Consider the following 25826-nt stretch of genomic DNA (forward strand, 5'->3'; position numbering starts at 1 on the left):
ATCATGAAAGCAGAACTTTAGTACTTAAAAACTTTACAGAGAGAAAAAGTTCCCAAGACGATCACGGGGTGATTTTTCATGCAATTAGAGAAATTGAAGGGTAAGGGAATTGAACAACTTTTTGAATCAATCTTGTCCTTAAAAGACATGGAAGAATGCTATAAATTTTTTGATGATCTATGTACAGTAAATGAGATGCAGTCACTTGCTCAACGCTTGGAAGTGGCGCGCATGCTGCGTAAAGGATATACCTATAACCACATTGAATCGGAAACAGGTGCGAGTACAGCGACGATCTCTCGTGTTAAGCGATGCCTCAATTACGGTAATGATGGTTACCAGCTGGCATTGGATCGGATCGGTAAATAAAGCGGAGGTATCAACGTGATTGAATTTAGCAACTGGCGACATGTTTTTAAACTGGACCCAGAAAAGCCTATTGATGACGATCAATTGGAGCAAATCTGCGAGTCAGGTACAGATGCGATTATTGTAGGGGGAACCCTTGGTGTCACATTTGACAACACGCTTGACCTAATGTCGCGTATTAGACGCTATGCTGTACCGTGCATGCTGGAGGTCTCCAATTTGCAGGCCATCGTTCCAGGCTTTGATGGATACTTTATCCCTATCGTTTTAAATGCAAGCAATCCAGATGTGATTTTTGCTCCGCATGTAGAGGCTCTAAGCTCACTGGGAAGCTATATACATTGGGATGATATTGTAGCGGAGGGGTATCTGGTGTTTAATCCGGATTCGGCGGTAGCTGAGGTAACCAGCGCTCGTGCCATTTCGTCACAAGCAGAAGCGAAGGCTTACGTGCAAACGGCTACAAAATTATGTCGTTTGCCAATCGTGTATATCGAATACAGCGGTACATATGGCGACCCGCAGATGGTTGAGGCCTGTAAAACAGCTTTGGATGAAGGGCACCTCATGTATGGTGGCGGGATTACGGATGCAAGCCAAGCTCGTGAAATGGCAGCAATCGCTGATACAGTGGTTGTTGGCAATATCATCTATGATTCTCTGGAACAGGCTCTATCTACTGTTGCTGCGGTAAAAGAGACAGAGCGTCGTTTCTAGTTTAGTTTTACTCACACATGATTTACAGGAAACTCCTTGAGCCAATGCCGAGGAGTTTCTTTTCTTTCAGATAAAAAATGGAATAAAAAAGGAGTCTTTTTTCCTAAAAGAGTGAGTGGCATAACGGGGAAAGATATGACAAAATAGGAACATATGCTTTCTTTTGGGACGAAGGAAAAGAAGCAAAATGAAAGGTGGCTTACGGCATGTTAGCTCAAGATAATTTTTTCGCGGGTTTAAATCCTGAACAGAAAAAAGCAGTGGAGACCACAGAGGGACCAGTGCTGATTCTGGCAGGGGCAGGCAGTGGTAAAACCCGCGTTCTTACCCAACGAATTTCATATCTAGTTGGATATAAGCAGGCGTTTCCTTGGAGCATTCTGGCGATTACCTTTACGAATAAAGCGGCTCGTGAGATGAAAGAGCGTGTGGAAAGAATGGTTGGTCGGGATGCTGGAGCGGATGATATTTGGATTTCTACTTTCCATTCTCTGTGTGTACGCATTTTACGAAGAGATGTCGATCGGATTAACATTAGCCGTAATTTTACCATTTTGGATGCGGGCGATCAGTTGACTGTGGTCAAGCAGTGTATGAAAGAACTAAATATTGATGTGAAAAAATTTGAACCACGGTCTATTTTAGGCGCAATTAGTGGAGCGAAGAACGAATTGCTAGATCCAAAGCGTTATGAGCAAGTAGCGGGAGATCAGTTCCAGCGCATTGTAGCACAAGTATATGAGCTGTACATGAAGAAGCTGAAAACGAACCAATCGCTTGATTTTGATGACCTAATCATGACGACGATTCGCTTATTTAAAGAAGTGCCGGAAGTGTTGGAATTCTATCAGCGCAAGTTCAAATATATCCATGTAGATGAGTATCAGGATACAAACCGTGCCCAATATATGCTGATTAGTATGCTTGCCGACATGCACAAAAACATTTGCTGTGTGGGTGATGCAGACCAGAGTATTTATAAATGGCGCGGTGCTGATATTTCGATCATTCTTAACTTTGAGAAGGAATATCCTCATGCGAAATTAATAAAGCTGGAGCAAAACTATCGCTCGACGAAAACTATCTTAGAAGCAGCTAACCACGTCATTAAAAATAATAAGAACCGCAAAGAGAAAAATCTGTGGACCAACAAAGAGGCAGGAGACAAAATTTATTGCTATCAGGCTGAATCAGAGCATGACGAAGCCTACTTTGTGGTGGATATGATTCGAGAACAACTGAAAACCTATAAACGATACGACAAATTTGCCATTTTATATCGTACGAATGCCCAGTCGCGTGTACTGGAGGATGTGTTGGTTAAATCGACTATTCCTTATACCATCGTCGGAGGCACGAAGTTCTACGATCGCAAGGAGATTAAAGATGTACTAGCTTATTTACGCTTAGTATCCAATCCTGACGATGATATCAGCTTGACCCGTATTATTAATGTACCAAAGCGTAATATAGGGGATACCACGGTAGAAAAGCTGCAAGCCTATGCCAGCTCACATGGTTTGACACTCTTTCAAGCCGTCCAGGAAGTAGCGTATATGGGGCTTGCCTCTCGAACAACCAATGCTATTTTAGCCTTCTCAGATATGATAAAGAACCTGATGCAGATGGTGGATTATTTAAGTGTAACCGAGCTTGTTGAGGAAATCTTGAAGCAATCGGGCTATCGTGAATCGTTAAAAGAGGATAAATCACTAGAAGCAGCGGCTCGCTTAGAAAACATCGACGAGTTTCTGTCCGTTACGCAAGAATTTGAGAAAAAGAGCGAGGATAAAACCTTGCTGGCTTTTCTAACTGACCTAGCATTGGTGGCAGACATTGATTCACTTGGCGATGATGATACAGAGGAAGCGGTACCAGATGATGGACAAGTCGTGCTAATGACCTTGCACAGCGCTAAAGGCTTGGAGTTTCCTGTTGTCTTCCTAGTAGGTATGGAGGAAGGCGTTTTCCCTCATAGTCGCGCTCTATTTGATGACAGTGAAATGGAAGAGGAACGACGTCTGGCTTATGTGGGAATTACTCGTGCCGAACAAAAATTATTTATGACACGAGCAAGAATGCGTACGCTATATGGACGTACAAATATGAATATGCAATCCCGCTTTTTCATGGAAATACCAGAGGAATTACTTACTGGTGACCTCGGTTCAGGAGGTGGGTCTGAAGGCGGTTTTGGTTCAAGTGGCGTCTTCGGCTCAGGCTCAGGATTTGGTGCTGGCCGCAAAGGTCAACCCGGTCGATTTGGAGCAGGCGGACGTACAGGGGGTACATTTGGACGTTCCCCTAAACCTACAGAATCCACTGTCTCAATGCAGCCAAGCGCATTTCGTAGCTTGAATCAGGCAACAAAATTGCCGGCACACGGAGCAGCCTCGCAAACAGATTGGAAGGTAGGAGATAAGGCTAAGCATGGTAAATGGGGAACAGGAACAGTGGTTAGTGTGAAAGGTGCAGGTGACAACACCGAGCTGGATATTGCCTTCCCTAGTCCAGTAGGCATTAAGAAATTACTTGCTAAGTTTGCTCCTATTGAAAAAGGTTGATTTTGAACGAACGGAAAGGATGAAGAGATACGTGGATCGTGTTGCTGCAGAACAACAAATTGCAAAACTAAAGAAACGGATTGAAGAGGAAAGCCGTCATTATTATACAGAGGATAATCCGCAGATTACGGACCAGGAATATGATCAAATGATGCGTGAATTGCAAGACCTGGAGGACCAATGGCCGGACATGGTTACTCCTGATTCTCCTACCCAGCGTGTCGGAGGTATGCCATTGCCTTTTTTTGAAAAGGTTGTGCATAAAACACCGATGTTAAGCCTTGGGAATGCTTTTGATGAGGATGATTTACGCGATTTTGATCGTCGTGTGCGTCAGGGCTTAGGGAACCAAACCGTTCGCTATGTCTCCGAATTAAAAATTGATGGGCTAGCTGTCTCTCTTCGTTATGAAAACGGACTTTTCGTAAAGGGAGCAACACGTGGAGATGGAACTACCGGGGAGGATATCACCCAAAACCTGAAAACGATTCGCTCTATTCCGTTGCGTTTACCAGAACCAATTACCATGGAGGTTCGCGGAGAGGCCTTTATGTCAAAAATTGCTTTTGACCGCTTGAATAAAGAACGGGCGGAGCGGGAAGAAGCATTATTTGCTAATCCGCGCAACTCAGCGGCAGGTTCCTTGCGTCAGCTAGATCCTAAGATTGCAGCCTCTCGCTCTCTTTCCACGTTTATTTATCAGATCGGTGAAGTAGAAGGGCGTCAGATTGATTCTCACAGTGAGGGCCTTACTTTCCTAGAGCGGCTAGGCTTTTCGGTGAATCAGGAACGCCGTACCTTTGATGACATAGAAGAAGTAATAGAATTTGTGCAAAGCTGGACGCTCAAACGCCCAGAGCTCTCTTATGAGATTGATGGTATGGTAATTAAAGTAGATAGCTTTGCTCAGCAACAGGAACTTGGCTTTACAGCGAAGAGTCCACGCTGGGCGATTGCTTATAAATTCCCGGCTGAAGAGGCCGTGACACAGTTAAAGGATATTGAGGTGTCAGTTGGGCGTACCGGAGTGGTGACACCTACAGCGTTGCTTCAGCCTGTCATTTTAGCTGGAACTGAGGTAAAACGAGCATCTTTACACAACGAAGACATTATTATGAAAAAAGGTCTACTCTTAGGTGATTACGTGCTTGTAAAAAAGGCAGGTGACATTATACCTGAGATTGTAGAAGTGTTAAAGGAACGACGCACGGGAGAAGAACGTCCATTTATGATGCCAACTCACTGCCCGGAGTGTGCGAGCGAATTGGTTCGTCTACCGGACGAAGTGGCATTGCGTTGTATTAATCCAGAATGTCCAGCCGTTATTCGTGAAGGAATGTCTCACTTTGTATCCCGACAAGCGATGAATTTAGATGGACTTGGAGAGAAAGTGGTAGCTTCACTATTTGCCGCAGGTCTCATTACAAGCGTCGCTGATTTATATTATCTGCACGATAAGCGGGAACAACTGTTACAATTAGAGAGAATGGGTGAGAAATCTGTCGATAAGATGCTACAAGCAATTGAAGCTAGCAAGGAAAATTCTGTGGAGCGCCTACTTTTCGGATTAGGAATTCGGTTGGTGGGAGCCAAAGCAGCGAAGGTACTTGCTGAGCAATTCGGTGACATTGATCATATCATGCAGGCGACAGCAGAAGAACTGATCGCTATTGACGAGATCGGTCCCAAAATGGCTGAAAGCATCTTAACCTATTTCTCCATGCCGCAAGTACAAGAATTGATTGAGAAGCTCAAGAATGCTGGTGTGAACATGAAATATAAAGGTGTTCGCGTCCAAGCAGGTGAGGACCTTCCCTTCTCAGGTAAAACAGTAGTCTTAACCGGTACACTGACGCAATTAACACGGCAGGAGGCGGAGGAAAAGATTGCTATGCTTGGCGGCAAAGTGACAGGGAGCGTTAGTAAAAAAACCGATCTCGTAATTGCTGGCGAAAAAGCAGGCTCCAAATTAGAAAAAGCTGAAAAATTGGGTATAACTGTACTGGATGAAGAGGCATTTTTAGCGCTATTATCATAGGTGGGCTGAGGAGATATTAAGCAAAGGTGTGAAGGTGATGGATAGATTCACGCTTAAACAGATGGGAGCAAGCATTAGTGTGCTCCTTTTGCTCAGTGGTTGTGCTACTGCAACACATAAATCAGTTGAAACAGAAATCGTAGATGCGGGCCAGACGATGGAAGAACCGGGTGTAAAACAATCGGTGAAATTGGCTCAGATCACAGGTGAACTGACGTATCAGGACGTGTTGCAAAAAGGGGACAGTATCAATTCATTGGCTCTGGATCAAGGGGGAGAACAAGTCTGGCTGGCAACACATGCGGGACTCTATGCATCTGCCGATCATGGATTATGGGGAGCAGTTGCAGACGAGTTGGAACAGGCGGATGTCAAGACGATCTACTTTGATCCGAAGAAGCCGAAACAGGTATATATAGCCGGTGAAAAGGTTTGCAAGGTATCCAAGGATGGGGGTAAATCCTGGAAACGGATAGAGGGAGGATTGCCACAAGGGTATGATATTCAATCTCTAATCGGAGCTTTAACCGATAAAGGGACATTCCTCTATGCATTTGTGAACCGTGAAGGCGTATATGAATCAACAGATGCCGGTGCAAATTGGCATTTACGATTCCCTATTGATTCAGTAGAAGGATATGATTTGGATTATGTACCCAGTGAGCAGAAATTGTACGTACTCACTCAAAACGAACTGTTATCAATAGATATACATGGTGGCGATTGGCAGGTTGAATGGCGAGAAAGCGATTCGCACATTTACTCAATTGCAGCAAATAAATCTACAGACACCTTATATGCAGCAAGTGATAAAGGCATTTTAATTAAGGCTGGCAAGGAGTGGACTCTCCTATCCTCAGACCTTCCAGAAAAACTGATTAATATCTCCTACGGTACAGCCGATACACCTATCATCGGAATTGGAGAATCAGCCCAAATTTATAGATACAGCCAAGAAAAGTGGAAAAAGTGGGAGTAACAAGTAAGGAGTTTGCAATATGAAAACGAAAAGAAAGCTTGTACGTTATCTTTGCATCCTGATAGCTTGTTCGGTGCTGTTGTCAGCATGTTCATTGTTACCGGGAAAGAAGGATAGCGCAGATCCGGTAGCGCCTGCCGTGTCTTCTGTTCTACAGGTGGACGAAAATTACTACGGCAGCGCCGCCATGCCTTATCAAAAGAACCAAACACGAGGCATGCTTAGCTCTAATCCTAAATATCGCATTGATTTTAGCCACTTAGAGTATGGCATGATGGAAATTGCAAAGGAAAGCTTTTCTCCGAGTTCGTACTTGTTTCAGGAAGGCCAGCGAATCTCCCGCAAGCAGGTAACCACTTGGATTGAATGGGAAAAGAAGAACCCGGAAGGTTTAAATCCGGATAAAGCCAATAAATTGCTTGTCAACGTACTGGAGCATAATTATCTGGATAAAAAAGACCAAAAGCTGGCGGGTATAGTCTTAGGCCTATCTTTATCCCCAATTTATCAAGATCCGTCTGGTTTGGAAAAACGGTTAAGTGTGGACGAGCTACGGTTGAAGGGACAACAAATCGCTGCCAAAATCGTCATGAAGGTAAGAGCGGAGAATCCAGAGATACCGCTTGTTGTAGCGATGTATCAAGTGCCAGAATCAAGCTCTAACCTAGTACCGGGTAACTTTATCATGTCTGGTATCGTGAATGCGAATGACAGCAGTGTTGCGAAATGGCAGCCCATCAATGAAGAATATTTCCTGCTGCCAGGGGATGCGGCATACAGTAAGTATCCACAGGCCTCCTTGCAATACGAGAAATTGATGAAGCAGGGACAGAGCTTCTTCCAGGAATTTGTGGGAATGACAGGTACGGCACGCTTCTTAAATGGGGATTTGACAGAATTGACCATCAATGCGACCGCAGAGTATGATTCTCGGACAGAAGTAATTCAGTTCACACAGATGATTGCTCAAGCAATAGATCAATATATAGATAAAAGGGTTCATGTTAATTTTTATGTTCAGTCCATCAATCAACCATTAGCGATTTATGTGCGACCGGCTGATGGAAAATCGTACATGCATATCTATCGAAATTAACACATGTGTATAAACAGAGTGAGACACCAATTAGACAGAACTGTTCAATTGGTGTCTTTTTTCGTACGTTTTTACAGAATTATAAAGAATGGCATATATCTTGCATATATTATTTGATGTAACAAGTTGATCATGGAAGATGAAGTAGGAGGCGAACCTAAGTGCAAGTAGAATTCAAAAATGAACCGTTCGTTAATTTTAATCTGCCTGAAAATAAGCAAGCATTTCAAGCCGCTTTGGATATAGTTGAAAGCGAACTTGGACGTGAATATGATCTCATCATTGGTGGAGAACGTATCAAAACGGAGAAGAAAAGCCGTTCCATGAACCCTTCCCAAAAAGATGAATGCATCGGGGTTGTTTCTCAAGCTGACCAAGAATTAGCAGAGAAAGCCATTCAAGTAGCAGCAAAAACCTTTGAAACCTGGAAACGTGTTGCTCCTACTGCTCGTTCTCGCTATTTGTACAAGGCAGCAGCTATCCTGCGCCGTCGTAAACATGAATTTTCAGCTTGGTTGGTAAAGGAATCAGGCAAAAGCTGGCCTGAGGCTGATGCTGATACAGCAGAAGCAATCGATTTCATGGAATACTATGCAAGACAAATGGATCAATTAGGTCAGCGACATTCACTACCGCGCATTCCTGGTGAAGATAATGAGTTGTACTATATTCCTTTGGGTGTGGGAATCGTTATTCCTCCATGGAATTTCCCGCTCGCTATTATGGTAGGCATGACCACGGCAGCGTTGGTAACAGGGAATACCGTTGTTTTAAAACCAGCTTCTACTACTCCGGTCATTGCAGCTAAGTTCATGGAGATTCTCGATGAAGCAGGCGTTCCTGCTGGTGTTGTTAACTTTGTGCCAGGCAGCGGAAGCGAAATCGGTGATTATTTAGTAGAACATACATTGACTCGTTTCATTTCATTTACAGGCTCTCGTGATGTAGGTCTGCGTATTAATGAGCTGGCGGCCAAACACCGTCCAGGTCAAAAATGGATGAAGCGTTTAGTAGCTGAAATGGGTGGCAAGGACTCGATTATTGTTGATAACGATGCTGATCTGGAATTAGCCGCACAAGCGATTACAGCATCTGCGTTTGGCTTCTCTGGTCAAAAATGCTCGGCTTGCTCCCGCGCAATCATTCATGCAGATGTATACGACGAGGTACTGGCGCGTGTTGTTGAGCATACAAAAGCATTAACAGTAGGAAATGTCAGCAACCCTGAGTTCTATACAGGTCCAGTAGTGGATGAAAAAGCATATAATAAAATTTTGGAATATATCGAGATCGGAAAACAAGAGGGTAAATTAATGGCTGGTGGAGAAAAAGGGCCGGAGGAAGGCTACTATATTATGCCAACTGTATTTGCTGACGTGGCTCCAGATGCTCGAATTATGCAGGAGGAAATCTTTGGGCCGTTTGTGGCTTTCTGCAAAGCTAATGATTTTGACCATGCTTTAAAAATCGCTAACAATACAGAATATGGACTAACTGGTTCTGTTATCAGCCGAAATCGTGCTCATTTAGAACGCGCACGTGAGGAGTTTCATGTAGGCAATTTGTATTTCAACCGTAAATGTACAGGTGCATTAGTAGGTGTACATCCATTCGGCGGCTTCAACATGTCAGGAACGGACTCCAAAGCAGGCGGACCTGATTACCTTCTGTTATTTACACAAGCAAAATTAGTGTCTGAATTACTATAAGCATCCTGACAAAAAGAGGGGGCCCGCAGTAGATAAACTACTTGGGCTACCCTCTTTATTTATGAGTAAGATCGAACACGAGTTAACTAGATGTAGACAGGATAGCTTGGCTGTAGCTACTGTTCGAGACATGATCCAGCCAAGCTATGCTACTTGAATGCATCTGATTTGAATCAAAGTGCAGATAACGTTATACCGGAAAAGAATTATGATATATACTGTTCGTACAGATAGTAAAAGGAGTCTATTTTGCCAAACTTTAAGTTTATTTTAGCTAACAAGGCTAGTCCTTTTAGCAAATAACGCTGGGATTTGTACTCATTAAAGTAATGCAGGGCTTCTTCTAAATGTGACAGCGCCTCAGAGCCTTTTCCCATTTCACATAAGATAGAAGCATAGACTAACTTGGCCTCTGCATAGGCATGCTCATTTATTGAGTGCTCAAAGATGTCTAAGCATAGCTGGCTAGCCTCCTCATAGCGTTGCAAGCCTTTGAGGATATTCGCATGTTCAATCTTTGATTCAATCCGTTTCGCAAGGTCTTGAGGGGAGTGAAGCGACATAGCCCGCGTGATATATTCATGTGCTAGCTGATAATGCTTTTGCTCGGTATAAATGACGGCTAAATTGTTGTAAATATTAGCCTCTAAGGCAAGAGAAGGAGAGATTTTTAGAATATCTAACGATTTTTCGTAGTAGCGCTGGGCTACTTCGTACTGCTTTAAAATTTGATGGCAAACTCCTAATAATAAATAAATGGACTCCATCCGATATATGGCGCGTAGGCTTTTGCATATCTGTTCCGCTTGCCTAAGATGTTCGATTGCCGAATGGATTTCACCCATGGAGACGTGCATATAGCCAGTAGCATGTAACAGGGTGATATGTAATAAGCCATTAATTTGGTAACGATTGGTTAATTGCATTGCTTCGTTTAAATAGGGAAGAGCCTTATCTGCTTTCTTCGTCTTGCAATAATAAAAGCCCAATGAAGTAAGGATACGTACTTGCCATTCATATTTATCAAGTTCACGGGCAATTTTAATGCTTTCTTGAAAGAGGGATTCCGCAATATCGAAATGATTTCTATTCTCCGATAAGACAGCTTTCGACCAGAGATACATACACGTTTGCTCAAGACTCATTTCAGCGCCTTCTAATTTATTGAACCATTTTTGGGCGATCTCCCAATCCTGTGCATCAATGCTATTTACCAGATGGCGAAAGTTATTTTCGATTTCAATTTTTGTAAAGGCTGGTTTGACAGTTGGAGTAAAAATAGTGGAGAGATCGGTCTGTAATTTCTTAGCTAGTTCTTCTAGGATTTCAGGAGAGGGAACGACATCTCCTTTTTCTATTTGGCTAATATAACTACGATTGCAAATACCTTCAGCTAGCTCACCTTGGGTTAGGCCTAGCTTCTTACGATATTCTCGAATTCCTTTTCCGATTTGATTGCTCACCTTACCTCACCCTTTTTGTCAGAATTGTTCTATTGTTTATTATACAAGAATTTTCACTATTTTTACATTTCTTATCCCTGATCTTCATATTCTTTTTGTCAACTTAATCGACAAATACGATGAACCGTCAGTTTTTGTAAAAAATGCTTGGATGATAACCGAGTTGCTTCCTTTTTTTAAATTTTTAAAAATATCTTTCGGTAGAACTATGAAATTCTTACATCTATGGTACGATAAGTATGGTATATAAATAAGAAATCATACTTTATACCTGTTTTCTTGTACATGAAATACATAGAATCTAGGTAAGCCGATCTGGATTGGCTCCGCACAGCACGACCTACAAAACGATAGATCCGTTGGCTGTTGGATTGTACTATTTAATTTGTTATCGTCAGAGGCGTTCTACATGACATCATATCCCTCTGGTGGTGTAGGGAAAAGGAGAGCTGCGGGAATGATCAATAGGTTGATCAATGGAACAATTGATTTAGTACGAAATACGTTGACAAACAAAGAGGGATTTATGATCTTTCTTTTATGGGATCATCTTTGGCTGTCGATCATCTACTCATGGTTTACAGGTATATCCGTGTGGAACCTTACATCGGTAGGACTCATTGTGACATTGCTTGTGTCACTCTGGTATTTTATCAAGAAGGATAGCATTTGGTTGCGTTATTTGGTTGCAGTAGGCTTTGTCTTTTATTCACTATCCTTTGATCATTTTACACCATATCCAGAAATGGCGATCCTACCAATCGTAGTGTTGGCATTGATGTCTGCTTATTTAGATTATAAGGTAGTGTTATTTACAGGTCTTTTGTATATAGCTTCTATGCTAATTGGTTATCAGACAGATTGGTATACTTTATTTAAAAGTGAGCATGATCTTATTAATCTGGGCCTTCGTCTTGTTGGTGTCGTATTCACTACAATTGTTTCGATATACTTATGCTTGTCGGGGCGTGCATCCTTGCAGTGTGTAGAAGAGGCTCGTCAGGAAGCAGAGGTGAAAGAGGCTCAGCTAACCGAGCTATTGTCCCGTGTCTCAACTATGATTGAGAACCTGGATGCGACCTCTAATCAAGTGAATGAAAATGCTGATATCACGAAGCAAAACACGGATGAAATGCTGGTTGCCTTTAAAGAAGTGGCAACAGGCATGGAACAGCAGGCACAGTCCACTGTGAAGGTGGAAGAGGATATTCAGTCCATTGATCATGAAATAAAGAAAGTAAATGAACAAGCAAATGAAATGAAAGAGGAAGCCTTGCGCAATAATCGTCGTCTTTCTGAAGGCATTGATATGATGACCGATCTTACAGCTCAAATGCAACATATTGTCAGTACGGTCGATATGGCGTCAAATACGATTCATAAGTTAAATCAACAGGCTGGCCAGGTAGAAGCTATTGTGGAGACGATTAATCAAATTGCTACGCAAACCAACCTTCTAGCCCTAAATGCTGCCATTGAATCAGCGCGTGCAGGCGAACATGGCCGAGGCTTTGGTGTAGTGGCAGATGAGGTTCGTAAGCTGGCAGAGCAGAGCGCAACGGCTACACAGCAGATCGCTAGAATTTTGGAAGCGCTACATCAGGATACACAAACTGCTGTAGTTCATATGAAAGAGGGTGAAAGCTCTGTTTCCAAGGGGCAGGAACTAGCCAATAAGACAGTTGAATCCATGGGAAAAGTGCGTACAGGAATGGCGGGCTTTATGGGATCAGTTGAACTGGTACAGGTCAGCATGGTGCAAGTAAAGCAACGATCTAGTGAGGTAACAAATGAAGTTTCGAATATTACCTCCATCACCGAGGAATCTGTAGCTAGTTTAGAGCAGCTATTCGCTTCGGCTGAGACACAGCGTGATAAAATCAGCAGTATTACGGAGGAAATTCACCAATTAAACGAGCTTTCACACTCTTTACGTCACTCTTTGCATTAAGGCCCATGCAGAAGGCCTCTGCTAGTATTTGCGGGGAGCCTCCTGTCGTGGTAGAGTAGCAATGTATACCATGAGTAGGAGAGGTCTTATGAAGAAACGTGTGTTTCAAGGGCTAATAAACAAACTTCCGCAAAACGTAATGTCCAGACAAATGGGAAAAGTGGCTAGCTCCCGTTTCAGCCGTTTTGCCATCCAAAAATATATCAATCATTATCAGATTGACGTGTCGGAAATTGAAAAGCCTGTTCGTGAGTATCGCTCGTTAAAGGAATTTTTTACACGCCGCCTGAAACCTGAAGCGAGACCTATCGATATGGATGCTGAGATAGTCAGTCCAGTTGATGGGAAAGTATCCCAGATGGGAGATATTCAACAAGGGACACTCATCCAAGCAAAGGGTAAAACGTATACGGTCAGCCAATTGCTAGGCAATGATGAACATGTGGCATGCCGCTTCAATGGAGGCTCCTTTATGACCATCTATTTAAGCCCGCGTGACTATCATCGTATTCATATGCCAGTTGAAGGCAAGCTGTTTAAATACTCCTACCTGCCAGGGAAGCTTTACCCTGTGAACAATATAGGCGTTGAGCATGTTGAACAGCTTTTTGCTCGAAATGAAAGACTGATCACTTATGTTCAGAGTAAGGCATGTGGAAATGTAGCTGTGGTAAAGGTGGGCGCATTATTTGTAGGTAGCGTAAAAGTAACGTATAATACGCAAACCACGAACGTAAAAAATGGAAAACAAGTTTGTGAAGCGATTGGTGGCACTCCCCTCTTTGAAAAAGGAAGAGAACTAGGCTGGTTTGAATTCGGTTCCACCGTTATTTTGTTGTTTGAAAAAAGCAAGATGAATTGGGCAGAAGGAATTCAAGAAGGCAGTGTGCTAAAAATGGGGCAAAAAATCGCAAGTAGCGTAACTGTAGAATAAGAACACGTAAAAAAATCCTTTTTGCTGCTTATCTTGATGATAGGTGGGGGCAAAAGGGATTTTTTGTGTTTTTCTATAGATATAGAGGTGATAGAGTGGGAGGCCCTTTTCGTTTGCAGCATACAGTCAGCCTAGTTTGTAATAGGACGAGGAGCGAGATTCTTACTAAGCGAAATTGTTCCATAATTTGCTGAGGCAATTTTTATTCGATATACTGGAAGATACATATATCGTTTTGGCTTTCGAGTAACAACATAATATGGCAGGAACAGATTTCAGAGACGGAATCGACCAAATAAGATTACACATCGAGAAAAGGAGAGTTAATAAGCTATGGAGATCATTTGGCATGATATCAAGGACATTACGTCACCATTAATCCCTCAAGCACTAGAATTGTACGAGCAAATGTTTACCGAAGATTTACGTGAGCCTAATGAGATATTGTTAAAAGGGCTTACGGATAAAGGCCCAACAGCACCAGATGCTTTTCATCTATTAGTAGGAACCAATGAGAATCAACAAGTGGTGGCTGTTAGTACATTCCATTACCTGGCAGCATGGAATTTCGGATTTATTGTATATATGATGGTGAACCCTGCTATTCAAAGCGGTGGTGTAGGTAGTAAAATGATGGATAAAATTGAGAAAATTCTGCAAGAGGATGCCCGTAAGCATGGTGCGGAACTGACTGGTTTTATATTGGAGACAGAGCGTGAAGAGGATGCACATGATGAGGAAGAACAGATCTTGACTCAGCGCCGATTGCGATTCTTCAGCCGAAATGGCTTGGTGCCTGTGAAAGGCGTTCCTTACAAGCAACCACCGTTATGGGAGAATACGCAAGAGGTTCCCCTGCATTTACTAGTAAAATGGACAAAGGAAACAGATGGATTCTTACAAAAAGAATGGTATCGTTTTGTTCAAGATGTATATAAGGAAAAGTATGGAAAAATAAATAACGTAAAAGCCGAAATTTTGCATGAAATGGAAGCTGAATTACTTGCTAATCTTCAAGTTTAGCAAAATGCTACCATTAAATTAAGATAATCTTAAGGTTTGTGTAAGATTGATGAAAGAGTAACCATGTATCATTGTACATGTAGGGACGGCACGAGATTAGGTAAGAGATTGCATTATCTTACGTGCCTCCTCAACAACAATTAGGTGAAGTGGTGTTGAACATGGGTGTACCGATGCACGCTAAAAGTCAGACAACTGAATACTATGAGGATCGCGAATTCCATGAATTGTATGATGAGTTTTTTGACCGTGTAAATCGTTATTTGCGTTGCCGAGTACATAATACCTGGGATGCCGACGATTTGACGACTGTTGTATTTATTAAGGCTTTGGAAAAATTCCAACAATATAGCCGTACAAGTCCGTTCGCCGGATGGATTTTTAGTATAGCCCATCATACATTTATTGATTTTTGTCGTAAAAAGAAAGAATTACCGATGGATCACACGGAGTTCTTTGAGAGCAGTATTGATAATACATGGAATCCGGAAGAACATGCTCTCTCAAATGAAGAGACGCTTCTTCTTCGTGAAACATTAGAAAAGCTGACACGCGACCAACGTGATGTTTTGTCCTTGCGTTACTTCGGCGATCTTCGCATTGCACAAGTGGCTGACATCCTAGGAAAAACAGAAGCAAGCGTTAAAACAATTTCCCACCGTGGATTAAAAGAGTTACGTAAATTATATACAGGAAAAAAGCTGAAATAGGAGACTCATAGGTAGGGTCTTCTATTTTTTTTTATCAATTTTGCTTGGCTTGGGTAAAACTTTTCATAGAGAAGTTCTAGGGACTATCGGCTTTATCATGAGGACCTATTTTATGTTACAATAATTAAATATAAATAAAATCCGGCTTCTAGCGATAAACGTTACTAAAAGATGAATAGGGAGTGCCTCTCTAAGCATCATATATGAATGAAGAAAGTGGAGGGACTATCTTTGTCAGAAATTGCAATTATAACAGATAGCACCAGTTATATTCCAAAAGAGCTCCAAGATGAATTACAAATTACAGTAGTGCCTCTGCAAGTGGTTTATGGAAACAAAGCGTATCGCGAAGAAGTAGAATTAACGGAGGCTGATTTTTACTCCAAGCTAAAAACGAGTGATCAGTTGCCGACGACATCTCAGCCACCTGTAGGCGAGTTTGTGGAAGCCTATATGAAATTATCCAAAAATCATAAGCGAGCAATTGCTATCCATATGTCTAGTGGTATTAGTGGTACCTATCAGGGAGCGGTAACAGCGACCACGATGGTTGATGATTTTCCTATTGATGTCATTGATTCTGAGATTACTACATATGCATTGGGTGCTGTTGTCGTGGAAGCAGCTAGAATGGCACAAGCTGGTAAATCACGAGAAGAGATTCTTGAGCGTATCGAATACATACGTACGCAAATGAAAACGTACTTTTTAGTTGAGGATTTAGATTTCTTGTACCGCGGAGGTCGCTTGTCAGCGGCTCAATTGATGCTGGGCAATATGCTTAAAATCAAACCGATTCTAACGTTTGAGAATAAAAAGATTGTTCCCTATCAAAAAGTCAGAACACGTGCCAAAGCCAAGGCCGGGATTATGGAATTATTTGAGGCAGAGGCCAAAGCAGGCAAACCTATACAGCTTTCCATCATCCAAGCGCAGGTTCAAGAAGAGGCAGAGGAATGGAAGGCTTACATTGAAGCGACCTATCCACATGTAACGGTGACAATCAGTCATTTTGGACCAGTTATTGCCACTCATGTGGGTCCTGGAGCCATTGGATTAACTTGGTATAATAAATAAGGATGCCATAATGCCGTTTTGCTGAAAGGAGAGCAAACGGCGTTTTTTTAACAGTTCGGAAATGCTCAAGGATAATGGGAACCTCTTTCATGCTTTACTGATAAAAAGAAAAAATGGGAGGTCAAATTGACTAACCTTGGATTTTTCAAGTAATATCAATGTTATGTAGAAACGTACAACTAGGACATTTGGAGGTGGACAATAGATGAGTAGGATTTCCCGACAAGAAGTTGAGCACGTGGCTAAACTGGCTCGACTACGTTTAACAGAGGAAGAAGCAGAGCGCTACACGCGTGAATTAGATGCGATTTTAGACTTTGCTGCACAATTAAACGAATTGGATACGACCAATGTGAAGCCGACTAGTCATGCATTTGACGTTCGTAACGTTATGCGCCCTGACGTAAACCGTCCTTCCGTATCCAATGCAGAAGCACTGCGCAATGCACCAGATCAAGAAGACGGACAGTTCAAGGTACCGGCTGTTTTTGAATAGGAGAGAAAGGGGGAGACATTGTGTCCCTATTTGATAAACGCTTAGCTGATATACATAGCGAGCTAAAAAAGAAAGAGCTATCTGTTACAGATTTAGCTAATGAATCGCTTGCACGTATCCGTGAAGTGGACAAGGATGTACAAGCGACTTTGCTCGTTGACGAGGAAGCTGCTCTTAGCCAAGCAAGAGCGTTGGATGAAAAGCTAGCTAGAGGAACGGAGGATCTCGGCCTCTTGTTCGGTCTACCGGCTGGTGTGAAGGATAATATCGTAACAAAAGGCTTACAAACAACATGCGCAAGCAAGTTGTTGTCTAACTATGATCCCATCTATGATGGAACCGTTAGTCAAAAGCTAAAGGAAGCTGACGCACTCGTATTTGCTAAACTAAACATGGATGAATTCGCGATGGGTGGTTCCAATGAAAACTCTGGCTTTTACCCAACTCGCAATCCGTGGAATGTAGAATATGTACCAGGCGGTTCTAGCGGTGGGTCTGCTGCTGCGATGGCTGCTCGCCAATTTTTCTTTACACTTGGATCGGATACAGGTGGCTCTATTCGTCAACCGGCTGCTTTCTGCGGAGTAGTTGGTCTGAAGCCAACTTATGGACGTGTATCCCGTTATGGCTTGGTATCATATGCATCGTCACTAGATCAGATCGGACCGTTGACGAAGAACGTAGAGGATTCAGCGTTTGTGTTACAGGCCATTGCAGGACATGATTCATACGACTCCACATCGGCTGATGTTGAAGTTCCTGATTATCTATCTGCGCTGACAGGTGATGTCAAAGGCTTGCGCATTGCGGTACCAAAAGAGTTGCTTGGAGAAGGAATTGATCCACAGGTTCGCGACGCGGTATTAGCAGCCTTGAAGCAATTGGAAAGCATGGGTGCTGTTTGGAGCGAGGTATCAATGCCGCACACCAAATATGCCGTACCAGCTTATTACCTATTAGCTTCCTCAGAGGCTTCTTCCAACTTAGCGCGCTTTGATGGTGTTCGTTATGGTGTACGCGCTGATAACGCAGAAAATCTATTGGATTTATATATGGAATCTCGCAGCCAAGGCTTTGGTGCAGAGGTCAAACGCCGCATTATGCTAGGGACATATGCCTTGTCTTCTGGCTACTATGATGCTTTTTATAAAAAGGCACAACAAGTGCGCACTTTGATTATCCAAGACTTTGAAGAAATCTTTGCGAACTTTGATATTGTGCTACATCCGACTACTCCTTGCCCAGCTTTTAAACTTGGCGAGAAAATGAACGATCCAGTGCAAATGTTCCTAGAGGATATTTGTACGGTAACGGTTAACTTAGCTGGTCTTCCGGCTATTTCAGTTCCATGCGGATTCTCTGATAACGGGCTGCCAATTGGTTTGCAAATGATTGGGAAAGCCTTCGACGAATCCACGATTCTACGTGCGGCACATGCGTACGAGCAATCAACTAATCTGTTCCCAAGCAAGCCACAATTGGGAAGGGAGGAAGTGTAACATGAGCCAAAAATTCGAAACGGTCATTGGTTTGGAGGTTCACGCTGAACTATCGACTAATAGTAAAATCTTCTGCGGTTGCAAAACGGAATTTGGTGCGCCGCCTAATACGCACACATGCCCTATTTGTTTAGGACATCCAGGTGTATTGCCTGTATTGAATCAACAAGCATTAGAGTTTGCGATCAAGGCTTCCTTAGCAATTAACTGCGAAATTTCTCGTGATACAAAATTCGATCGTAAAAATTATTTTTATCCTGATCTTCCTAAAGCATATCAAATCTCGCAGTTTGACCAACCAGTGGGTAAGAACGGTTGGATTGATATTGAAGTGAATGGCAAAACCAAGCGCATTCGCATCAATCGTCTTCATTTAGAAGAAGATGCTGGTAAATTGACACACTGCGAATACGGAAGCGGTACGATGATGGACTACAACCGTGTAGGTGTGCCGTTAGTAGAGATTGTTACAGAGCCAGATATTAGTTCACCAGAAGAAGCAAAAGCTTATTTGGAGAAATTAAAAGCAATCATTCAATATACGGAAGTATCTGATGTAAAAATGGAGCAAGGCTCCCTTCGTTGTGATGCCAACGTATCAATTCGTCCTGTAGGAGAGACCAAATTAGGTACAAAAACGGAATTGAAGAATATGAACTCCTTCCGTAATGTACAGGCTGCCTTGGAATATGAAGTGAAACGTCAGGAAGAAGTAATCGAAAGCGGCGGAGAAATTAAGCAGGTAACGCTACGCTGGGATGATGCGAATAAGAAAACCATCGTCATGCGTTCAAAAGAAGAAGCGCATGATTACCGTTATTTCCCGGACCCTGATCTGGTGAATGCTACGATTACTGACGAATGGATTGACCGCATAAAAGCTTCTATCCCTGAATTGCCAGATGCTCGTCGGGTGCGCTATGTTGAGCAATATGGACTACCTGCATCTGACGCTGAAGTTATCACGATGACACGTGATTCAGCCGACTTCTTTGATGCCGCAGTAGCAACAGGTGCTGATCCAAAGACGGTTGCTAACTTTTTAATGGTAGATCTGTTTGGATATTTGAATGCAAACAATCTAGACTTCTCAGACGTGAAAATGACGCCTGAGGGTTTAGGAGAAATGGTGAAGCTGATCGAAAAAGGAACCATTTCCATTAAAATTGCGAAGACAGTCTTTACAGAAATGCTGGAAACAGGCAAGGCCCCAGCAACGATTGTGGAAGAAAAAGGATTGGTGCAAATTAGCGATGAGGGCGAATTAAAACGCATTGTTGATGAAATCATTGCAGCTAATCAGCAATCGGTAGAAGACTACAAAGCGGGTAAGAAGCAGGCAATTGGCTTCTTAGTAGGGCAAGTTATGAAACAGACCAAAGGAAAAGCTAATCCAGGTGTGGTCAATAAATTATTGGTAGAATCACTAGAAGCATTGTAAACAACAAAAGCTCCTCTTTGCATCTGAAATTGGCAGGAGGAGCTTTTTTATTTGATTGTTCTATGCTTTATTTATATCTTACCCGTTCAACTTTCCTAGCTCCATCTTAAATGCTCGACGCATGATAAATCCAAGTAACAGGCTTGTAAGTAGTATTCCCGAAGCTGCTATATATGCCATAGCCGCACCATAGACCGCTACCACATTGGTTAGGATAAGTACGGATAAGCCGTAGCCTACGTATTCCACTGTGCTTTTGGCCGATAGAACGTTAGGTAAATAAAGAGAGTCTACGTTTCTTTGAAAGTAGGTTTGCTTGCTAACATATTGAATTTGTGTGGCAGGTCCCGAAAGAAATGATAGGATTAAGGCAACCCAGGCGCTATGAGTAACTCCTAAGCCTAAAGTTACGAGGGCAGAAAATAGCCCAGCTCCTAACAAAAACGAAAGAAAATAACGAGATACATGAGTCGCAATAACGACTAGCAGCAGGCCCCCTGCAATCATTCCAACAAAGTAACTGGCATTGAGGTATCCCCACCATTCCTGACCTTTTCCTAGAACATCAGACACATAAAACAGCATGATAGCAGCTACATAGATGGCCCCTGCCAAGGATTCAAGAACATCCATACAAGTAAGTGTGAAGAGCGCGCGGGAACGCAGAATATAGTTCCAGCCGCGAAGTAGCGCTTCTTTGTTGGAGGAGCTATCCGTACGCGTTGTTGCTTGAAAGATTGGATCATGTAAATAAGCCATACAGACTGTTGAAAGGATGAATAATCCAAGGCTAACAGCAAAAAGGTATGTGATTCCTAAAAAAGCTACGAGCATGCCGCCTAAAGCCCAGCCCATAAATTGGATGACTTGATCGGTGGTCGCAAACAAACTATTTAATCGCAGCAGATGAACAGGCTGTGCGATCCGTGGCAACAGGGCATTTCGTGCAGGAGTAGCCCAACCGTCCAAAAAGGAAATGAAAGACGCAAGACCTAAACTGAAAAGCAAGGGTAGGGCCGACCATTGTGTTACAAAAACAAGCAGACCCAACAAGATTGTTTTGGCAAATTGAGATAAAAACAGCAGGGTAGATAGGGAAAAGCGGCGTTGCATAAGGGGCGCGAGAAAGCCGCTTACGGTTTGCGCTAGAATAATAGTAAGCGGTACGAAGCCGGTATAGACAGCGGAATGTGTCTTTTCAAAAACGAGGGTAAGTAGAGAAATAATGTAAAAAACGTCTCCTGCGTTGGCAAGCATTTGGCCAACCCAAAGAAAGCGTACTTGTTTGGTAAGCATGTCAAAAAAACCTCTTTTCATGAGAAAGATAGACAGAGCTATTCTGCCTTCAACAAACCATGTTTCCATTTGTTTTTTCTTTTTCTTGAAAAGGGCTTTACAATGGAATCGACTCCGTATCATGAATTTTCAAGCATTTCATACAGCGTAGCAATAAAAAGCAAGCATGTCAAAGAGTAAAATAGATAGTTTGTAACGAACGTCTAAGAGCTTCGTCCTATTTATGGCTAATATTGTATGAGCAATAAATTCCAGCATTTCTCAACAAAATTTAGTAGAGTGCAAGAAAATAATGTTACTTTTTGGCCTACTAAAGCGTCTTTTCAAAGAGAAACTTTTTCCTGTACATACGTAGGCAAAACAACAATCTTTCTGTATGGAGGATGATGTTTTTTTGAATAAAGGAAAAATTATCTAAAATTTTAGGAAGAGGGAAGCTATGAGGTGAAGAGAAAGTGAGTAATAGCATTGGTGAATTAACCGTACGAGATGTCAATCATTTTTATAGGGCAGGTAAGCTTCAGGTTCCCGTTTTGCATGATATCAACCTGCATATTGGAAAAAGCGAATTTATTTCGTTATGCGGAACATCAGGTTCTGGGAAATCAACGCTGCTGAACCTGATGGCGGGGTTAACACGTCCCGAGCAAGGAACCATTCATGTAAATGGGGAAGAAATCTCTAAGTTTAACGAGAATCAGCTATGTTTGTTTAGACGGCGTTGCTTAGGATTTGTCTTTCAATCGTTTAATCTCTTGCCTAATTTGACAGCAGTTGAAAATGTGGAACTGCCGCTTGTCTTTTCTGGAGTCAGTCCGCGTATGCGACGAAAAAAAGCGATAGAGATTTTAAACCGAGTGGGACTGGAAAATCGAGAGCACCACAAGCCAAATGAACTAAGTGGTGGTCAGCAGCAGCGTGTCAGTATTGCGAGGGCACTGGTCAATGAACCAGGAATTGTGCTTGCGGATGAGCCAACCGGGAATCTGGATACAGCAACAGAGGAAGAGATTTTACAGCTCATGCGTCAAATGAATCGGGAAAGTGGTACAACCTTTGTGATTGTCACACATGATCAGGAGGTTGCAAGTCAATCTGATCGCACCATTTTTCTGCGGGATGGTTACATTCAGCAATAAAGGAAAGTGGCTATACTCAGGCCTACAGCGATGACTAGCCTGAGCTTTCATGTAGTAAGACAAGAATTTATATGCTCTTATCCGTTAAAAAGGCAAGGGGAAAAATGAGGTGTAATTTGTGAAACTGCTTGATTCGCTACGTATCGTCTGGCGCAATCTTTGGCGTATGAAGCTACGGACGGTACTGACATCGGTTGGGGTTATGATTGGTACTGCTGCTATTGTGACCATGCTATCGCTTAGTATTGGTTTAAAAGAGAATGCAGTTAAAAGCTTAGAGAACTTCGGTAACTTAACTGAGCTTAAATTGTATCCAGCTTATTTGATGCCAGATGGGACCACTGAGAGAAAGCCAGATCAAATGAAACACTTAGATAGTAAAAGTATACCGGAAATAAAGGCTGTTCCTGGAATTGAGGCGGTTATGCCACAGAAAAGGTTGATGGGAGAAGCCACTTTAAAGCTAGGTCGTCGAGAGGCAAAATATTTGGAGATTGTTGGGGTTGATCCGCAACAAGAAGGACCTGTGAGAACCAAGGAGTTGGAAAAGGGTGAGTATCTAACTGGGGCAAACAATGAAATTGTCATTTCCTACGAAGTACCCAGACAAATGAGAGACGTGGAGAAGGATCGTCGAGAAGCTCGAAAACGCAATGCTAACCAGAGCGGAAATAAACCCAGATTCGATATGGAGGGCTCTAAGGAACCGGGAATCATAGAAATGGTTGGAAAAACGGCGATATTAGAGCTGAGACGTGAATACACCATTGATAACGAAACGAAGTATGAAAAGAAGGAAATACGTGTTCGTGTCGTCGGTCAGATGCAAAAGGATGAAAAGGGCTATCGTGATGCCACTATCTATGTTCCGATGAAGATGGCTAATGAACTAAATACCTGGATGGAACAAAAGAGGGAACAAAGCGATTATGAAATGGAAATGGGGATAAACAAACCGAACCGTTCCAAGAATCGTAATCAAAAGCCAGCTGTGGAATATGATTCAATCAACGTAAAGGTTGAATCAAGAGAAGCAGTGGAGCAGGTTCTTAAGGATTTACAAAATATCGGCTATGATAACTATTCGTCAGCACGTCGTCTTGCAGAACTAAATAAGTTTTTCTTTGTTATTCAATTAGTGCTTGGTGGTATAGCAGCTATCTCTTTATTAGTTGCCACGATTGGTATCGTAAACACCATGATCATGTCCATTCTGGAGCGAACCAAGGAAATAGGGATTATGAAGGTTATTGGTGCTACCGTGTATAATATTCGTTGGCTCTTTTTGATTGAATCGGGTTCAATCGGTTTAATAGGTGGGCTGACTGGTTTGGGTCTTGCTTATGGAGCTGTAGCGGTGATTAATTATCTGGGTAAAAACAGCGAGTTTTTAGATAACTTTGGCATGGGCATGGGAGGAGGAATGGGAGCAGAAGAAGAGGTAGCAGCACAAATTGCATTGGTACCACCTTCTCTTGCTATATTCGCCATCATTTTCTCAGTTGTAATCGGGTTATTAGCGGGGATTCTTCCTGCCATCCGTGCATCCCGTCTAAGTCCATTGGAGGCTATTCGCTCTCAGTAACGTTACAGTGATTTTTGCTTAGGTGACTGCTTTGGCAAAGAAAGGTTTTTTAAATATAAACGGAAGAAATGTGGGGAATTAACGCATGGCTATGAAGAAAAAAGTGATTATTTCAGCCATCACCGTGCTCGTACTAGCGGGTGGCGGTTATGGAGGGTATAAATATTTTGCTCCAGCTACAGATGCATCACAGGAGGTTGTTGAACCACCTGCGCTTCAGACTGTAGGGGTAGATATGGGCGAAGTTAAGAAAACGGTGTATTCGACAGGTACAGTTGAGGCTACAGCTCGTCAGGAAGTGAAGCCGGATGTCAGTGGTAAAGTAGAGAGTCTAGTGGTTAAGGAAGGCCAGCATGTTAAAAAGGGCGATTTGTTATTTACCATGGAGGCTACAGATACTGGCTTCGAAATTGAGAAACAAAAATTATCGATGTCTCGTATGGAGAAAGAGATAAAGGATTTGAAAGCTAGAAAAGACAGAATTGAGGCTAATGCCGGTGGGGTTGTCAAAGAGATATCGGTTAAACGTGGAGATAGCATATCACCTGAGACAGTCATTGCAAAGGTAAATGACCCCAATTATTTAAAAATTACAGGCTACTTCTCCCCTTACGAAGCCGAATTGTTACGGGAAGGGCAAAAGGTAAAGGTATTTTTACCAAGCTCAATGACGTACGTAGATGGTGAAATCGACCGTATTGATATGGAAGGTACCAAGCAAGACGGAAAGATGGCACAGCATGCTGTAGACGTTTTGGTCAAAAATTCTGGATCCTTGTATGTAAATGACCTTGGTTCTGTTGAGTATACAGATGCGAAAGGCTTGAAATACGCAAGCCAGGGAAATTCTCCTTTTACCAAAGCGGATGATATCGAAATTTTAGCAGGCACTACAGGTAAAGTTGGCGAGGTTTTGTTTAAAAAAGGAGACACCATTAAGAAGAATCAGCTCCTAGCAAAAATGGATAGAGAAGCAGATAAATCAGAGATCGAAGAGAAGGAATTAAATTGGAAGGAAGCTCAGCTTGGGATGGACCAAAAGATGCGTGACCTATCCAAGCGAAGAGTAGTTGCTCCCATTAGCGGAGAGATCACGAAATTGAATGTGAAGGTGGGAGAAGCGCTTGGCAGTGATCCTGCGGCAATCATCATGGATACCTCCTCTGTCACCTTTAAAGCAGCCGTAGATGAATTAGATTTTCCACAAGTGAAAGTCGGACAAAATGTGGATGTATTTATCACAGCCTTTGGAACAAAAGCATTTAAGGGTACGGTAACAGAACTGCCGAAAGAGGGAAGCAAGCAGGATAAATCGGTGCGTTTCGAAGTGAAAATCGCTGTTGAGGATAGCAGTCAACTGAAGCATGGCATGAGCGGTGATTGTGATATCTATATTCATAAGAAAGACAATGCCCTGCGTTTGCCGGCTAATGCTGTAGAAGTAATGGAGGAAGGCAAAGCTACGGTTATGGTTAAGGACCCAAGTGGAAACCCGATGCCAAAAGACGTGGGAATAGGCATTGAGGGGGCTGAATACGTGGAGATTGTGAGTGGTTTGAAAGAGGGAGATGAAGTAGTTCTTACAAATGGAGAGGGTATGTAGAGAAGTAACCCTCCATTTAGAATGATTCTATAGAATGCCAAACTAGCCTGCAAAGTCCGTTTTTTCCTGACTTGGAAAGAAAAAAACGGTGCTTTGCAGGATTTTTTTACCTATAAAACCTAGAGATTATAGTTGAT

General features: G+C 42.5%; 20 protein-coding genes. 18 read left to right on the plus strand and 2 right to left on the minus strand.

Features of this window, described 5'->3' with window-relative positions:
• Positions 1-78 precede the first annotated feature (78 nt).
• From O0550_RS11930 to pruA, 7 genes are all read left to right on the plus strand, one after another.
• Positions 79-369, plus strand: coding sequence for a YerC/YecD family TrpR-related protein (locus tag O0550_RS11930; protein ID WP_003335673.1), 291 nt, complete (start codon positions 79-81; stop codon positions 367-369).
• Between the two features lie 15 nt (positions 370-384).
• Entirely contained in the window at positions 385-1086 is a 702-nt protein-coding gene (gene pcrB, locus O0550_RS11935; protein WP_004432782.1) for a heptaprenylglyceryl phosphate synthase, read from the plus strand.
• 206 nt (positions 1087-1292) lie between these two features.
• On the plus strand, positions 1293-3650 hold the full coding sequence (pcrA, locus tag O0550_RS11940; protein ID WP_258426403.1) for a DNA helicase PcrA: 2358 nt from the start codon (positions 1293-1295) through the stop codon (positions 3648-3650).
• A gap of 31 nt (positions 3651-3681) precedes the next feature.
• Complete coding sequence (gene ligA, locus O0550_RS11945; RefSeq protein ID WP_258426404.1) at positions 3682-5688, plus strand: NAD-dependent DNA ligase LigA; 2007 nt, start codon at positions 3682-3684, stop codon at positions 5686-5688.
• 37 nt (positions 5689-5725) lie between these two features.
• Positions 5726-6667, plus strand: coding sequence for a WD40/YVTN/BNR-like repeat-containing protein (locus tag O0550_RS11950; RefSeq protein ID WP_022584210.1), 942 nt, complete (start codon positions 5726-5728; stop codon positions 6665-6667).
• 19 nt (positions 6668-6686) lie between these two features.
• On the plus strand, positions 6687-7763 hold the full coding sequence (locus tag O0550_RS11955) for a CamS family sex pheromone protein (RefSeq protein ID WP_003335668.1): 1077 nt from the start codon (positions 6687-6689) through the stop codon (positions 7761-7763).
• A 161-nt stretch (positions 7764-7924) separates the two neighbouring features.
• On the plus strand, positions 7925-9472 hold the full coding sequence (gene pruA, locus O0550_RS11960; RefSeq protein WP_003335667.1) for an L-glutamate gamma-semialdehyde dehydrogenase: 1548 nt from the start codon (positions 7925-7927) through the stop codon (positions 9470-9472).
• A 206-nt stretch (positions 9473-9678) separates the two neighbouring features.
• Here the strand turns inward: pruA and O0550_RS11965 are convergent, their stop codons facing one another.
• Positions 9679-10935: a helix-turn-helix transcriptional regulator gene (locus tag O0550_RS11965; RefSeq protein WP_096887930.1), complete on the minus strand. Its 1257-nt coding sequence runs from the start codon at positions 10933-10935 to the stop codon at positions 9679-9681.
• A 457-nt stretch (positions 10936-11392) separates the two neighbouring features.
• Here O0550_RS11965 and O0550_RS11970 point away from each other — a divergent pair, with 457 nt between their 5' ends.
• The 8 genes from O0550_RS11970 (at position 11393) to gatB (ending at position 20066) form a co-directional block, all read left to right on the plus strand.
• On the plus strand, positions 11393-12886 hold the full coding sequence (locus O0550_RS11970) for a methyl-accepting chemotaxis protein (protein ID WP_096887929.1): 1494 nt from the start codon (positions 11393-11395) through the stop codon (positions 12884-12886).
• Positions 12887-12974: 88 nt separating this feature from the next.
• Complete coding sequence (asd, locus tag O0550_RS11975) at positions 12975-13820, plus strand: archaetidylserine decarboxylase (protein WP_003335664.1); 846 nt, start codon at positions 12975-12977, stop codon at positions 13818-13820.
• 333 nt (positions 13821-14153) lie between these two features.
• A complete protein-coding gene (locus O0550_RS11980) occupies positions 14154-14843 on the plus strand; it encodes a GNAT family N-acetyltransferase (protein WP_258426405.1) in 690 nt (229 codons plus the stop codon).
• Between the two features lie 161 nt (positions 14844-15004).
• On the plus strand, positions 15005-15553 hold the full coding sequence (locus tag O0550_RS11985; RefSeq protein ID WP_022584205.1) for an RNA polymerase sigma factor: 549 nt from the start codon (positions 15005-15007) through the stop codon (positions 15551-15553).
• A 207-nt stretch (positions 15554-15760) separates the two neighbouring features.
• Positions 15761-16630 (plus strand): DegV family protein, encoded by an 870-nt coding sequence (locus O0550_RS11990; protein WP_031308964.1) that lies wholly within the window; start codon positions 15761-15763, stop codon positions 16628-16630.
• Between the two features lie 205 nt (positions 16631-16835).
• Positions 16836-17126: an Asp-tRNA(Asn)/Glu-tRNA(Gln) amidotransferase subunit GatC gene (gene gatC, locus O0550_RS11995; RefSeq protein ID WP_003335653.1), complete on the plus strand. Its 291-nt coding sequence runs from the start codon at positions 16836-16838 to the stop codon at positions 17124-17126.
• A 20-nt stretch (positions 17127-17146) separates the two neighbouring features.
• Positions 17147-18625 (plus strand): Asp-tRNA(Asn)/Glu-tRNA(Gln) amidotransferase subunit GatA, encoded by a 1479-nt coding sequence (gatA, locus tag O0550_RS12000; RefSeq protein WP_004432752.1) that lies wholly within the window; start codon positions 17147-17149, stop codon positions 18623-18625.
• A 1-nt stretch (position 18626) separates the two neighbouring features.
• The gene (gene gatB, locus O0550_RS12005; protein WP_004432748.1) at positions 18627-20066 is read left to right on the plus strand and encodes an Asp-tRNA(Asn)/Glu-tRNA(Gln) amidotransferase subunit GatB; all 1440 of its coding nucleotides are present in this window, start codon (positions 18627-18629) and stop codon (positions 20064-20066) included.
• A gap of 78 nt (positions 20067-20144) precedes the next feature.
• Here the strand turns inward: gatB and O0550_RS12010 are convergent, their stop codons facing one another.
• Complete coding sequence (locus O0550_RS12010; protein ID WP_258426406.1) at positions 20145-21362, minus strand: MFS transporter; 1218 nt, start codon at positions 21360-21362, stop codon at positions 20145-20147.
• Between the two features lie 455 nt (positions 21363-21817).
• Between O0550_RS12010 and O0550_RS12015 the strand changes: the two genes are divergently transcribed.
• From O0550_RS12015 to O0550_RS12025, 3 genes are all read left to right on the plus strand, one after another.
• Entirely contained in the window at positions 21818-22501 is a 684-nt protein-coding gene (locus O0550_RS12015) for an ABC transporter ATP-binding protein (protein WP_258418285.1), read from the plus strand.
• A 118-nt stretch (positions 22502-22619) separates the two neighbouring features.
• Positions 22620-24086, plus strand: coding sequence for an ABC transporter permease (locus O0550_RS12020; RefSeq protein WP_004432737.1), 1467 nt, complete (start codon positions 22620-22622; stop codon positions 24084-24086).
• Between the two features lie 85 nt (positions 24087-24171).
• Complete coding sequence (locus O0550_RS12025) at positions 24172-25689, plus strand: permuted SH3 domain-containing protein (RefSeq protein ID WP_035318746.1); 1518 nt, start codon at positions 24172-24174, stop codon at positions 25687-25689.
• The last annotated feature ends 137 nt before the right edge of the window (positions 25690-25826 follow it).

The organism is Brevibacillus halotolerans (assembly GCF_026891775.1).
Classification (GTDB): domain Bacteria; phylum Bacillota; class Bacilli; order Brevibacillales; family Brevibacillaceae; genus Brevibacillus_B; species Brevibacillus_B halotolerans.

Excerpts from the sequence above, each read along its gene's own strand:
- O0550_RS11990 (WP_031308964.1), top strand. The coding sequence starts at position 15,761 with ATGAAGAAAGTGGAGGGACTATCTTTGTCAGAAATTGCAATTATAACA.
- O0550_RS11950 (WP_022584210.1), top strand. The coding sequence starts at position 5,726 with ATGGATAGATTCACGCTTAAACAGATGGGAGCAAGCATTAGTGTGCTC.
- pcrA (WP_258426403.1), top strand. The coding sequence starts at position 1,293 with ATGTTAGCTCAAGATAATTTTTTCGCGGGTTTAAATCCTGAACAGAAA.
- O0550_RS11930 (WP_003335673.1), top strand. The coding sequence starts at position 79 with ATGCAATTAGAGAAATTGAAGGGTAAGGGAATTGAACAACTTTTTGAA.
- gatB (WP_004432748.1), top strand. The coding sequence starts at position 18,627 with ATGAGCCAAAAATTCGAAACGGTCATTGGTTTGGAGGTTCACGCTGAA.
- O0550_RS11955 (WP_003335668.1), top strand. The coding sequence starts at position 6,687 with ATGAAAACGAAAAGAAAGCTTGTACGTTATCTTTGCATCCTGATAGCT.
- asd (WP_003335664.1), top strand. The coding sequence starts at position 12,975 with ATGAAGAAACGTGTGTTTCAAGGGCTAATAAACAAACTTCCGCAAAAC.
- O0550_RS12025 (WP_035318746.1), top strand. The coding sequence starts at position 24,172 with ATGGCTATGAAGAAAAAAGTGATTATTTCAGCCATCACCGTGCTCGTA.
- gatC (WP_003335653.1), top strand. The coding sequence starts at position 16,836 with ATGAGTAGGATTTCCCGACAAGAAGTTGAGCACGTGGCTAAACTGGCT.
- O0550_RS11980 (WP_258426405.1), top strand. The coding sequence starts at position 14,154 with ATGGAGATCATTTGGCATGATATCAAGGACATTACGTCACCATTAATC.
- O0550_RS11985 (WP_022584205.1), top strand. The coding sequence starts at position 15,005 with ATGGGTGTACCGATGCACGCTAAAAGTCAGACAACTGAATACTATGAG.
- O0550_RS12010 (WP_258426406.1), bottom strand. The coding sequence starts at position 21,362 with ATGCTTACCAAACAAGTACGCTTTCTTTGGGTTGGCCAAATGCTTGCC.
- O0550_RS11970 (WP_096887929.1), top strand. The coding sequence starts at position 11,393 with ATGATCAATAGGTTGATCAATGGAACAATTGATTTAGTACGAAATACG.